The 12,810-nt window shown below is 42.9% G+C and carries 10 protein-coding genes; 5 read left to right on the top strand and 5 right to left on the bottom strand.

Annotated elements, in window-relative coordinates; all coding sequences use genetic code 11:
• The first annotated feature begins 186 nt into the window (after nt 1–186).
• Nucleotides 187–645: an azurin gene (azu, locus tag HWQ47_RS05755; RefSeq protein WP_269971676.1), complete on the top strand. Its 459-nt coding sequence runs from the start codon at nt 187–189 to the stop codon at nt 643–645.
• 65 nt (nt 646–710) lie between these two features.
• Here azu and HWQ47_RS05750 read toward each other — a convergent pair whose 3' ends face one another.
• The 3 genes from HWQ47_RS05750 to HWQ47_RS05740 form a co-directional block, all read right to left on the bottom strand.
• Complete coding sequence (locus HWQ47_RS05750; protein ID WP_442802050.1) at nt 711–1,976, bottom strand: amidohydrolase family protein; 1,266 nt, start codon at nt 1,974–1,976, stop codon at nt 711–713.
• 217 nt (nt 1,977–2,193) lie between these two features.
• Nucleotides 2,194–3,486, bottom strand: a complete 1,293-nt coding sequence (locus HWQ47_RS05745) for a sigma-54-dependent transcriptional regulator (protein WP_269970221.1) — start codon at nt 3,484–3,486, stop codon at nt 2,194–2,196.
• Nucleotides 3,487–3,679: 193 nt separating this feature from the next.
• A complete protein-coding gene (locus HWQ47_RS05740; protein ID WP_269970220.1) occupies nt 3,680–5,110 on the bottom strand; it encodes a sulfatase-like hydrolase/transferase in 1,431 nt (476 codons plus the stop codon).
• Between the two features lie 382 nt (nt 5,111–5,492).
• Here HWQ47_RS05740 and HWQ47_RS05735 point away from each other — a divergent pair, with 382 nt between their 5' ends.
• The 3 genes from HWQ47_RS05735 (at nt 5,493) to HWQ47_RS05725 (ending at nt 9,321) form a co-directional block, all read left to right on the top strand.
• Entirely contained in the window at nt 5,493–7,208 is a 1,716-nt protein-coding gene (locus tag HWQ47_RS05735; RefSeq protein WP_269970219.1) for a bifunctional aldolase/short-chain dehydrogenase, read from the top strand.
• 70 nt (nt 7,209–7,278) lie between these two features.
• Entirely contained in the window at nt 7,279–8,856 is a 1,578-nt protein-coding gene (gene lsrK / locus HWQ47_RS05730) for an autoinducer-2 kinase (protein WP_269970218.1), read from the top strand.
• Between the two features lie 90 nt (nt 8,857–8,946).
• On the top strand, nt 8,947–9,321 hold the full coding sequence (locus tag HWQ47_RS05725; protein WP_269970217.1) for a cupin domain-containing protein: 375 nt from the start codon (nt 8,947–8,949) through the stop codon (nt 9,319–9,321).
• A gap of 7 nt (nt 9,322–9,328) precedes the next feature.
• Here the strand turns inward: HWQ47_RS05725 and HWQ47_RS05720 are convergent, their stop codons facing one another.
• Together HWQ47_RS05720 and HWQ47_RS05715 are read right to left on the bottom strand one after the other, a co-directional pair.
• Nucleotides 9,329–9,952, bottom strand: a complete 624-nt coding sequence (locus tag HWQ47_RS05720; RefSeq protein WP_269970216.1) for a response regulator — start codon at nt 9,950–9,952, stop codon at nt 9,329–9,331.
• Nucleotides 9,953–11,335, bottom strand: coding sequence for a cache domain-containing protein (locus tag HWQ47_RS05715; RefSeq protein ID WP_269970215.1), 1,383 nt, complete (start codon nt 11,333–11,335; stop codon nt 9,953–9,955).
• 366 nt (nt 11,336–11,701) lie between these two features.
• On the opposite strand from HWQ47_RS05715, the gene HWQ47_RS05710 reads away from it, so the two are divergent.
• Nucleotides 11,702–12,769, top strand: a complete 1,068-nt coding sequence (locus HWQ47_RS05710; RefSeq protein WP_269970214.1) for a TRAP transporter substrate-binding protein — start codon at nt 11,702–11,704, stop codon at nt 12,767–12,769.
• The last annotated feature ends 41 nt before the right edge of the window (nt 12,770–12,810 follow it).

The following is a 12,810-nucleotide window of genomic DNA, read 5'->3' as shown; positions in this document are numbered from 1 at the left end:
ATGAAATTTCCTATATTTATCTGCTTGCCATAAAGAATATAAGTATATTATCCCCTCACAACTTAAGTAATAACAATTCTCATTAAGATTTAATTTTACTATGATAGCGCCGTGTTTAATCTATACCAATCGGTGTAAATCAAAAAGGATTTCAAAGTGAAGATTTCAATGAATCATCTAAAGTCTATGTGTACAGTGGGTATACTTGGTTTCAGTGCACTATTTAGCTTGTCATTTAGTGCTATAGCCAATGCTAATGAGTGTGAGCTCGCTATCAGTGCTAATGACATGATGCAGTTTGATGTTAAAGCACTTAGCATTCCAGCCAGCTGCAAAGAGGTAACGCTGACCTTAACCCACGCAGGTCAACTGCCTAAAGCAGCCATGGGTCACAATTGGGTATTAACCAAAAGTACAGATATGTCAGCCGTAGCAAATGAGGGCATGGGAGCTGGTGCTGTACAAAGCTATGTGAAACAGGACGATAAACGTGTTATCGCTCATACTGAAATAGTAGGCGGTGGGGATTCAACCAGCATCACTTTTAGCACCGAAGGAATGTCTCCATCTGAAGCGTATAAGTTTTTCTGCTCTTTTCCTGGTCACTGGGCAATTATGCAGGGTGACTTTGTGATTGAGGCTTAAGATCAGGCCAAAAGCATAGAGCGCTAACAAGCGCTCTAAATTAGCAATCATTAAGCTTCACATGATCATTTATGCTTATAAACCTTGCCACCTTTCATGACAAAGCCCACATCTAACAAGGCTTCAATCTCTTGCAGAGGACTGATATCCGTTGCGATAATATCAGCGTACTTTCCGACTTCAAGCGTACCAAGCCTGTCTGACATACTGATTAAATCGGCGCCATTAATTGTCGCGGATATAAGTATGTCTGAATTCGACATTCCAGCCTGATGCATCAACACCGCCTCACGCGCATTAGTGCCATGTTGGGATACGCCACTGTCAGTACCAAAAGCAATCTTTACACCCGCCTGATGTACGGCGATAAAGTTCTCCGTCATATCAGCACCGACTCGCTTAGCTTTAGCTTTAATCGCCTCTGACATAAAATCAGAGGTTTTAGCCATGTTGACCACTGTGTCGCCTGCAAGTAATGTCGGCACCAGATAGGCCCCATTTTTCTTCAATAACTTGATACTCTCTTTGTCCGCATAGCTACCGTGCTCGATACTATCGACCCCAGCACGCAAGGCGGCATTAATCCCTTGGGTAGCATGGGCATGGCTGGCGACTTTACGACCAAGCCCATGGGCAGTATCAACGATCTCTTTAAGTTCATCATCAGCCATCTGCTGACCTGTGCCTGTATTGGTATCCGACAGAACACCACCAGTGGATGTTATTTTAATCACATCCGCGCCGAACTTAATTGCACGTCGAGTAGCACTACGACAATCATAGGGGCCATCACAAATCGTTTTAGAGGTATATTTATCTAGCAAATCTGGGCTCATGCCATCCACGTCACCGTGACCACCAGTAACAGAAACGCCTCCTGAAGCGATAATACGAGGTCCCTCAACCCAACCCTTATTTATCCCATCTCGCAAAGCATAAATCTGTTCCGGTTTAGCACCTAAATCACGTACTGTCGTAAAACCAGCCATCAAGGTTTTCTTAGCAAAATAGGCGCTACGGATCGCTATATCGGCATCTGACATACGCAGTTTTTCACTGTCATTCTTAGGCCCTAGCTCACCCTGAAGATGCACATGCATATCCATCAAACCGGGCATCACAAAACGCTCTTTAAGATCGATAAGTTTAACGCCACCACCAAATTTTTCGGCGGCAAGATAGCCAGGCCGTATCTCTTTAATTGTTCCAGATTCAATCACTAATGTTTGCTGTTTACGTGGCTTCATGCCCGGGATAACAAGTAACTCTCCCGCATGAATAATGGTGATACTTGATGCCATTGCAGGTGCGCTTAACACCAACGTTGCCATACCTGCTAACGCTATGGCAGATAAACCCAATGCTTTAGACTTGCTCTCTCTATTCTTATTCTTTCTCATGAGCTATCCCAAGGTGATAAACCCCTAGCTGATTTAGCTAGGGGGGTTACTGATATCGAAACGATTTGATTTAAACTGCCAAAGCTAGGACTAAGTTACAAGTGTTAACTGATTAACTTTTTTTATAAAGAATTAAATAGAAGGAAGGTTAAGCTTTAATTTCTAACTGTTTAATACGTCGATATAAAGTATGGCGTGAGATCCCTAGTTGTAAGGCAGCTTTATTACGATTGCCTTGATAAGACAATAACACCGAGCGAATATGTTCAGCCTCTGCCCGCTCTAAATGCTCTTTAAGTGATGAACCGCTGACACTTGGCGTACTGAACTGTATATCTTTTGCGTAGATAATATCTCCGTCTACTAAGATGGCTGCCTGAGTGATCACATTATGCAACTCACGTACATTCCCCGGCCAAAAATGCAGACGTAACTGCTGTTCAGCATCAGACGATAGTTGCTTTGAGACATGATGGTTAGATTCAAACTCCAATAAGAAACGTCGAGCCAAGGGTAATATATCATCTTGACGAGCAGCCAAGGGAGGCACCTCTAAGGTAATAACATTGAGTCGATAATATAGATCTAAGCGAAAGTGCCCCTCTTGAACTAACTCAAATAGATTACGATGACTGGCCGCTAGTATACGGGTATCTATCGGCCGCTGTACGCTACTGCCCACCCGTTTGATATGTCGACTTTCGAGTACCTGTAAAAAGTTCCCCTGTAGTTCCATGGGAAGATCACCGATCTCATCGAGCAACAAGGTGCCGCCATTAGCTTGTTCAAAGGCACCAATATGCTGCTGTTCGGCCCCAGTAAAAGCCCCCTTTTCATGGCCGAAGAGTTCATCTTGAGCCAACGAAGCTTGAATACCTGCGCAATTTAGACTGACAAAAGGCCCCGTATGACGGGCGGAGTTTTTGTGAATATAACGGGCCAGATACTCTTTACCACTACCAGATGGCCCCTGAAGCAGCAAAGTAACATCAGTTTTAGCCACTTTACAAGCCAGCTCATAGAGAAGACTGAGGGACTTCGTCGGCCCTTCTGTATGCACTTCCGGCTCTGACGTATTGAGCAATTGCATACCTATACAATGACCTATCATGGCTGAAAGAACATCAAGATCGACAGGTTTATGATGATAATCATAAACATTGCTTAAGGAGAGCCCTTTAGCGACCGCTTTGAGATGTGATTGAGCTGTGATCACTATCCATTGACAGTGCTTCTCCTTTTCCAGTACGACCCTCGACTCTGCTAGAGAATCAAGATCAATAAAAGCCAGTCCGACCGAAGTCGCGCTGCCTTTCTTTAAACTGTGGGTCTGAAACTGCCAACCTATACGCTCTAGACATTCAAGCAAGTGTCTATCAACATCGGTCTGTAACGACTCAGGCCACAGCATCACGGAACGATTAACTCGAGAACTCGTCATAACTGCTACCTATTTTTATTGATAGTGTAGCAGTTATGAGACAGTCTTACTCTGATTGACAAAGTGATTCGATACTCATGTCACCAAGCAATTAAACAAGAAGCATAACTAATAACGTAAGCAGTTCTGTATGTTGTAGGTGTAGAACTCCGTCATAGAACCTCTTTCACGACTTCCATTGTACTGAATACACTTATCTTTCAGAGGGATTATTACGTAAAGATGAGAATGCATTTTCAACTGGTGCACGTGGCAATGTTTGTTTCCAATCTAAAACAAGTTTCTTTAGCTGATTAACTTTATCTGGGTACTTCTGGGCGGTGTTATTAACTTCGTTTCTATCATATTTAAGATTATATAGTTCAACTTTATTATGTGTCCGATCTAAAAACAGTTTCCATTCATCTTTTCTGACCACCAACATAGATTTATCATAATCTGCATCTGTTTCAATCCCATTAAAATACCATTCCCAAAAAACAGGTTTTTTACGCGTTACAAATTCTCCCTTTAATAATGGCACTATGCTTTCACCATCTGAAGTATAATTTTCAGGTAATTTTGCACCCGCTATTTCTGCAAATGTTGGTAGAAAGTCAACAGCTGAAACAACCGAACTAGTATTAACCACGCCTACTGGTATATTTTCTGGCCATCGAGCAATGAGGGGGACTCTGACACCGCCTTCATATGTATCACGTTTACCTCCTCGTAAACCCGCGGCTGAGCCAACACTAAAATATCTTCCTAGTGGTTCTCTACCAGCAACTTTCGCATCAGGATCACCATATAAATACCTATGATTTACATCACCCGCTTTCTCTGGCCCATTGTCACTTGAAAATATAACTAAGGTGTTGTCATCTATTCCATTATCTTCAAGTGCTTTTAGCACTCTCCCTATCTGCGCATCAGCCCCAGAAACAACTGCTGCATATATTTGCTCCTGCTCTTCCAAATGAGCATATTTTTTTAAAAACTTAGGATCAGGATAATGGGGAGTATGGGGTTCGTGGATCCACAAATTAATGAAAAATGGATTATCCTTATTTTTATTTATAAACTTAATCGTATCATTATATACTGCAACAGCATCAGTTTGCTTACCTGGACCATTAAAAACAGCACTCTCATCATAACCATATTGATCAAGAGTTGGCGCATCCGGTATATGACTGTTGGTTAAATGCCACTTACCAAAATGTGCTGTTTTATAGCCAGCATTTTTAAGTACTTTAGGAATAGTAACGACTGAAGTATCAAGCCAATCTGGCATGGCGAACTTTTGATGATGTTCAGTACTCGCGAAATGATGATGAATATTATTTCGAGCTGAACTTTGGCCAGTAATAACCGCGGCTCGACTCGGTGAGCAAACAGGATTTGCGACTGAGAATTGGTAAAACTCACTGCCTTCTGATGCGAGTTTATCCAAATTCGGAGTCTCAATCGTTTTACTCCCATGCAAGCTTAAATCTCCCCATCCAAGATCATCAGCAAAAATAAATAATATATTCGGTTGTTTTTCATGATGCTTCTCTTCGGCTTGAATGGTTAACCCAAAGAACAGACTTGAAAACAAAATAATATTTATCATCTTCAAACTAAATTTTTCCTTAATCATATTATAAACCTACTATATGTGGCTAAAATCAATTTTGATAAACTGAACTATTTTGATAACAAAACACAATAACATCATCACACCTTGTTTTATATTATAAACACCACTCCACCAACAAAACAACTTTACGCAAGTTATCCTCACATTAACTTTGTTCACAATCTCCTTATGCACAATAAAAATCATAACCAAAAATGAGAGATGTACTGCACTATTAAATATGGTAAGCATTCATTTTTGTTACAAAAAATCATTTACAAGTCAATTTAATAAAAGCTAAACCATTAATAGTCTTAAATTTTTAGATTACTGTGCTATGTTATTAACCAACATGAAAGGCAAGGCAATTTGCCTAAATCACTTTTATCCAGAAGGGCTTACCATGCAAAGCTTGTGGCAAAATGAGATTGCAGATCAACTTAATACTCCGTTAGCATTCAGGGTCTATACCTCTAGGCTACTAGGTCAAGAACCAGCACTAGTGCTCCATGGGGGCGGTAATACGTCAGTAAAAACTCAAGTTACTAACCTATTCGGTGAAGTAGAAGAGATACTCTATGTTAAAGGCAGCGGTTGGGATCTAGAGACCATTGAAGCCGCAGGATTTGCACCGGTAAAGATGGACGTGCTACTTAAGATGGCTCAACTGTCGGATCTCAGCGACAGCGACATGGTCAAATATCAACGTGCAGCCATGATAGATCCTAGTGCACCCAACCCCTCTGTAGAAGCGATTCTGCACGCCATCATCCCCTTTGCCTATGTCGATCATACTCACGCTGATGCCATCGTCACGTTAACAAATACACCAGACGGCAAGGTAAAGATCCAAGAATTGTATGGCAAACGTGTGTTCGTTATTCCTTATGTAATGCCAGGATTTGCGTTGGCAAAATTGGTGTATGAGATGACGCGCTATCTGAAATGGCAATCAATAGAGGGCATAGTCCTGATGAATCACGGCCTGTTTACCTTCAGCGATGATGCCAAAACAGCCTATGAGAAAACCATTGAGCTCGTCACAGAAGCGGAGCAATTCATCGAAGCTCAACTGTGCCTGAAATCAGAAGCCATTGAAGAGGCAAATGGACAGGCACCAAACGGTTACCCTGAACAAGATATTAGCATTGATTTAGTGGAGCTGGCTCGAATACGTAAGCTGGTTTCGGCGCAAAAAGGCGCGGCACAGGTAGCACTGCTCAATAGCTCAGTTCCTTCATGCCATATTGCCAGCCACCCCAAACTCAAAGAGATTGTGACGCGTGGCCCATTAACACCCGATCATGTTATTCGCACTAAACGGATCCCGATTATTTTTGGCGAGAATATTGAAGCTGAACTGAGTGAATATGCCAGCAATTACATCGAGTACTTTGAAACGTATCAGCATGATCAAACCATGCTCAACTACGCGCCAAACTTTGCTATTTGGCAGGGGAAGGCCGCGATTTCATTTGGGAAAACCGTAAAAGAAGCACTCATCATTGAAGACATCACCAGCCATACTTTTGATGCTATTTTGACAGCCGAACAATTAAGTCAATATCAGGCATTAAGTCCTCAGGAGATATTTGAGGTTGAATATTGGGAACTTGAACAAGCCAAACTTAAAAAAGTTTCCAGCAATAATCAACCCTTATTAGGCAAGGTCGTGATGGTCACCCCAGCAGCCACTGAAGTCAGGCAAGCTGTTGTTGCTCAACTCACCAAGCTGGGTGCTAATGTCCTTGAGCTGAATGAATATCATGATTTTGATACCTTAGATAAATGTCAACAAGCAGCTGAAACCGCAGTCATTGATTTTGGTGGCCTAGATATCCTTGTCTGTTTAAACGATGATTCAGCCAATCTAATACTGATCAACACCTGCGAAGCATTTTTAAAGCACGGCCTCTCCCCCACGGTGCTTTGTGTCAATCATGTCACGCTACCTGTGATGAGTAGTGAGAACATTAATGTGTTCGCGCTTAACTCTGCTGTGGATACGAATATTGGTTCTACTGAAGATCGGCATGCAGGCCTATTCAATCTAACCAGTGCCATCACCATGATGCTGTCACCTGACTATGCTCCCAATGATGATGAAGTTAAGGTTTAAGAACAAGCTAAGCAAGCTAGAAGCAGTTTCCTCTAGCCCCGACACTTTATGTAGAGATTAGGAGATGCGTATGGAAAACTATCTGTTAGCGATAGATGCAGGAACGGGTAGTGGAAGAGCGGTGTTGTTTGATCTTAAAGGTCATCAAATCTCAGTGAGTCAGGAGGAATGGTCACATCTCGCTGAAGAGGGCGTTAAAAACTCCATGGGGTTTGACTGCCAGAAGAACTGGATACTGCTTTGTCGCTGTATTCAGTATGTGCTCAAGGATGCCAACATCGCCCCCGAGCAGATAGTCTCAATTTCCGCCACCAGCATGCGAGAGGGAATCGTACTGTTCGACAAAGAGGGGCAAGAAATTTGGGCTGTAGCCAATGTCGATGCGAGAGCCGCCGAACAGGTCCACGCCTTAAAAGATGCAGCGACAGATATTGAACATGAGTATTACCTGCAATCAGGCCAAACCTTCGCCCTAGGCGCCTTGCCAAGAATTCTCTGGCTTAAGGAACATCACCCAGAAATATACGCTAAGGCGGCATCTGTCACTATGATCAGTGATTGGATATTGGCGAAACTTAGCGGCGTGATAGCAACTGAACCTTCTAATGCCGGCACCACAGGTATATTTTCTCTGGCTCAGCGGCACTGGCTTCCTCAGATGGCTCTTGAGGTCGGTGTCAATGAAACCCTCTTTCCCCCCGTGCATGAAACGGGCACGAGGATTGGCGAAGTCACTGCGCTAGCGGCCAGCCAATCAGGGTTAACTGTCGGCACAGCCGTTGTCATGGGCGGTGGTGATGTACAGTTAGGCGCTGCAGGTCTTGGGGTGGTGGAACTGGGTGATATGGCGGTATTAGGAGGCAGTTTTTGGCAGCAAGTTGTTAATATCCCAGCATCGACGCCACCACCAGAAGATATGTCTATTCGCATCAATCCCCACGTGATCCCTGGGATCTCACAAGCTGAAGGGATCACTTTTTTTAGTGGTTTAGTCATGCGCTGGTTTAGGGATACTTTTTGCCAACTAGAGCAACAAGAAGCACTGCGGCGGGGTATTGATGTGTATGCGCTACTCGAGGAGATGGCCAACAAAGTCCCCGTCGGTTCCCACGATATTCTGCCGATATTTTCCGATGCAATGAACTACGGCCACTGGTATCACGCCGCGCCCTCTTTTATCAATCTGTCACTTGATCCAGAAAAGAGCAGTCGAGCTTGCCTCTTTCGCAGCCTAGAGGAGAATGCATGTATCGTCTCGGCCATTAATTTAGAAAAGATCCACGCATTCATCGCTAACGAACATAACATCGAAAATGATACTTTAGTATTTGCTGGTGGAGCCAGTAAGGGAGTGCTTTGGCCGCAGATATTAGCCGATGTGACAGGCAAGAAAGTCAAAATCCCTAAAGTAAAAGAAGCCACCGCACTGGGAGCAGCCATGGCTGCTGGTGTCGGGATAGGTATCTATACCAACATGAAATCCGCCGCCAAAGAGCTGGTTGTCTGGGAAAAGACCTACCTGCCAAATATGGATAATTATCAGACTTACCAAGCACTAAAACAACGTTGGCTTAAGGTCTACAAACAAGAGTTAAATTTAGTCGATCAGGGCTTAACCACCTCAATGTGGCAGGCGCCGGGGTTGTAATATTTACGAACTCAAGATAAAACTAACAAGGTGTCGAGCCATTAAATTAATATCGTAATCAACAATACAAAAAAACAGACAGGAACCATTATGTATTTAACGAATGAATCAGAGCATGACTATCGCTTCGGTGAGTATGGTCCTAAATATGTCACTAATGGCCCAAGAGTCGACTTTGGCATAGTGGTCATCACACCCGGTGAAGCTCATCCTTGCCACAAACATGTCAAGCAGGAAGAGTCATTCCTGGTATTAGAGGGAGAATGCGCCGTCTATGTAGATGGGGTAAGAGTGCTGATAAAAGAGGGCGATTATCTGAGATGTGAACCCGGTGAGTCTCATCTTTTTCGTAATGAGAGCGACAAGAATTTTAAATCTGTTTTCGTCAAAGCGCCCTATATGGAAGAGAAAGACAGCGTCTATATCGACTGGCAGCCTGGACAAGCGTTTATTAAAGAGGTGTAGGATAACATTAGTCATCAAGCCCATGGTCAATGGCATACCGAACTAAACCAGCACTGGTTTTGATGGCTAATTTATCTTTTATATTCCGTCGATGAGTTTCAATGGTACGCACACTAATATCAAGCTCTCTTGCCAGCTCTTTATTATTCAACCCTGACGCTAATAAACGCAAAACCGTCTGCTCTCTTGTGGTTAATACCGTGTTCTTACTTGGCTCTAGGCTGCTTTTAATCAGTAGATCTGATATAGCTCGACTGTAATATATCCCACCGTTGTAGATCACTCTTAAGGCATAAAACATCTCTGCTGCACTGATATCCTTCAGGGCATAACCATTCACGCCATGGTTAAGCACACTCAGAACGTACTCTTTATCATCATGCATGCTCAAAACGAGGATCTTGATGTCAGGAAACTTATCTTTAAATATCTCAGCAGTATCCATGCCATTCATTTCTGGCATGCTGATGTCCATCAGTACAATATCTGGCATAAGTTTAGGCACTTTCTCTAGGGCTTCTTTGCCATTTGCCGCCTGCCCAACAACGACAAAATCATCATCCATGGATAAGCGTGCTATTAATCCCTCTCTAAAAATAGAGTGATCATCCACAATAAAAATTCGCATCATCTACCTCTTGCTTGAATTGCTATAGTTGAGTAGTTTTTTGGGCAGTTTACTGACTACTTTGGTGCCAGATGAAGAGCTGTAAATATCAAGCCGTCCATTAAAATAACTAATACGTTCAGACATATTTCTCAATCCAATACCCACAAAAGGAGACTTATTTCGACTCAATTTCTGAGTATCAAAACCACAGCCATTGTCAGTGATAGACAGAATAAACCAAGACTCATTCACGTTAATTTTAACCGTCACAGCCGTCGCATTGGCATGCCGCTCTATATTGGTTAACGCCTCTTGCGCAATACGGTATAGCGTGGTTCTAGCATCACTGGGCAATAACTTTTTAATGGCCAAGGGTTCAAAAGAGATATCGATGTTCAATCGATTTCGATAATCCTCAATCAAAGCAGAAAGGGCAGCAGATAAGCCGTGGTCGGCCAATAGATTAGGGTGCAAATCCCTTGATATTCGTCGAACATCATTAATGGTTGCATCTAAATACTGCTCACATTGAGCCAGCTCTGCGGTGGCAGAATCGCCTTTAGCAAGCCTGAAAATAACATTCTCTACCACATACTTAGTCGACACTAGCATCTGAATAATGCCGTCATGAAGTTCTCGGGAGACCCGTTGACGCTCCACTTCTTGGCTATCAACTATTCGATTAGTCAGGACTTTAAGCTGTCCGTCCGCCAATTTTCGCTCACTTGCTTGCAGAAACAGACCGGAAAAGAACACCACGACAACCCCTGCTACCGTAAGCACAAAAATCACAATAAACGTTTGATTTATATAGCCGTTAATCTCTTTTTGCAAAGTAATAACATCACGGTCAATATCATCGATGTAGATCCCTGTGCCAATCATCCAACGCCATTTATCCAACATGACCGAGTAAGCAAGTTTCTTTGCGACTAACCCCGTTGATGGCTTCTCCCAAAGGTATTCATGAAAACCGCCGCCTTGCTCGGCATTTGAGATCAAAATCTGAATTAACGGGTTTCCAGACGCATCAACCCACTCCCACCAATTTTTCCCGACTCGGTAAGACTGTCGAGGATGAACAATATTGGTGCCCTCTTCGCTGTAAACAAAAAAATAGCCATCATCACCGTGTTGTAGCATGTTCAGTATCTCGGCAACCTGTTTTTTGGCAAGCGGATCATGTTCATCTGCGGCTTGATAAATATGGCTGATGGCACCCAATGCCAGCTCAATGTTGGATTGTAACTGCTGTTTTCTCAGTTCGAGAATCTTCTCTCTGTAGGAAGAGCCACTTTGCTCCGACAAGAGTTCGGATTGGTAATTTAGCGCCAAAACGATAATTAACATAGAGAGCACTAGCGGAAGAATACTGAGTGCAATAATCTTCTGTTTGAAGTCCAAAATCAGATCCCATCACTGTATTTATATTTTATTATTGTCTTTATATTAGTGCACTAGACTCAGTAAATTACAACTCTAACGCCCTTCAGCAAGCTAGGTTCTAACGATTATTAAGCAAGTAAACAATGTTAACAAAAGGTAACGAACTGTTTTTTATAAATGATAAGTCAATCACATTATACTTATAAAAAGTTTGAACTACCGCTGGCAAACAGGCGTAGAAAGGCCAAGAAAAATAAAAATCAACCATCACCCTTTTCCCCATCTACGTGATAACCCGTAGACAACTCAGTAGTAAAACGAATATCTAGCCTTTCGAAAAATCACTAACTTGGCAGTCCACTAATAAAAATATGGGACACCAAGATGTTCAAACATGCATTCAAGACACTCATCGTCTCCACGCTATTGTTTTCCTCTACAAATACTATGGCTGAAACAGAGAAAAGCTATCGCTGGCGATTAGCTGAAACCTGGCCGAAAGACTTTCCGGTATTTGGCGATACCGTTAAAAGTATGGCTCGACGTGTAAAAATAATGTCTAACGGTCGGCTCATTATCACCATTGACTCCAAGAATAAACATAAAGCCCCCTTAGGTATTTTCGACATGGTACGTGCAGGGCAATATCAGATGGGACATTCCGCTTCCTATTATTGGAAAGGTAAAGACCTCAACACCATGTTCTTTACCACAAGACCATTTGGCATGACGGCAACAGAGCAATATGCCTGGTTTTACTACGGTGGGGGCATGGAACTCATGCAGAAGACCTATCACCCCTATGGATTACTCTCTTTTCCTGGTGGCAATACAGGTAATCAAATGGGTGGCTGGTTCCGTAAAGAGATCAATTCTGTCGAAGATCTAAAGGGTCTTAAGATTCGGATCCCGGGATTTGCTGGCGAAGTGATATCTAAATTGGGCGCTAGCCCGGTAAACATCCCAGCAGGTGAGCTATATACCGCACTTGAACGCAATACCATTGACGCATTGGAGTGGGTTGGGCCCTCGCTGGATCTACGTATGGGTTTTCAAAAAGTCGCCCCTTTCTACTACACCGGTTGGCATGAGCCAGCCACTGAGTTGCAATTCTTAGTCAATGAAAAGGCGTTTAATACCCTGCCCAAAGATCTGCAAGAAATCTTAGTTGTCGCCATGCGGGCTTCAGCCTATGACATGTACGCACAATCAATGCATGAGAACGCGATTAATCTAGAGAAAATACATAAGGAACACCCGGAGATTCAGATCAAAACCTTCCCTAACAACGTCATGATCAAGCTCCAACAGGCAAATGATGAATTGATAAAACAATTCAAAAAGTCAGATCCGCTCACCAAAGAGATCATCGAGTCACAAGAGCATTATCAAGGCATTGCACGTCCTTGGACACGTATCTCAGATCAAACCTACCTAGAAATTGGTCAGTAACAACCTCAGGGCTTGAGCAAGTTCAAGCCCTTTTTATGCAC

The sequence above is a fragment of the Shewanella sp. MTB7 genome (genome assembly GCF_027571385.1).
In the GTDB taxonomy this organism is placed as follows: Bacteria; Pseudomonadota; Gammaproteobacteria; order Enterobacterales; family Shewanellaceae; genus Shewanella.
The sequence above is the reverse complement of the archived record's forward strand: the minus strand, read 5'-3'. Positions and strand labels throughout refer to the sequence as shown.

Bases quoted from the DNA above. Each gene is read 5' to 3' on its own strand.
- HWQ47_RS05750 (WP_442802050.1), bottom strand. From the start codon at position 1,976: ATGGCAACGTTGGTGTTAAGCGCACCTGCAATGGCATCAAGTATCACC.
- HWQ47_RS05720 (WP_269970216.1), bottom strand. From the start codon at position 9,952: ATGATGCGAATTTTTATTGTGGATGATCACTCTATTTTTAGAGAGGGA.
- lsrK (WP_269970218.1), top strand. From the start codon at position 7,279: ATGGAAAACTATCTGTTAGCGATAGATGCAGGAACGGGTAGTGGAAGA.
- azu (WP_269971676.1), top strand. From the start codon at position 187: ATGTGTACAGTGGGTATACTTGGTTTCAGTGCACTATTTAGCTTGTCA.
- HWQ47_RS05735 (WP_269970219.1), top strand. From the start codon at position 5,493: ATGCAAAGCTTGTGGCAAAATGAGATTGCAGATCAACTTAATACTCCG.
- HWQ47_RS05745 (WP_269970221.1), bottom strand. From the start codon at position 3,486: ATGACGAGTTCTCGAGTTAATCGTTCCGTGATGCTGTGGCCTGAGTCG.
- HWQ47_RS05710 (WP_269970214.1), top strand. From the start codon at position 11,702: ATGTTCAAACATGCATTCAAGACACTCATCGTCTCCACGCTATTGTTT.
- HWQ47_RS05740 (WP_269970220.1), bottom strand. From the start codon at position 5,110: ATGATTAAGGAAAAATTTAGTTTGAAGATGATAAATATTATTTTGTTT.
- HWQ47_RS05725 (WP_269970217.1), top strand. From the start codon at position 8,947: ATGTATTTAACGAATGAATCAGAGCATGACTATCGCTTCGGTGAGTAT.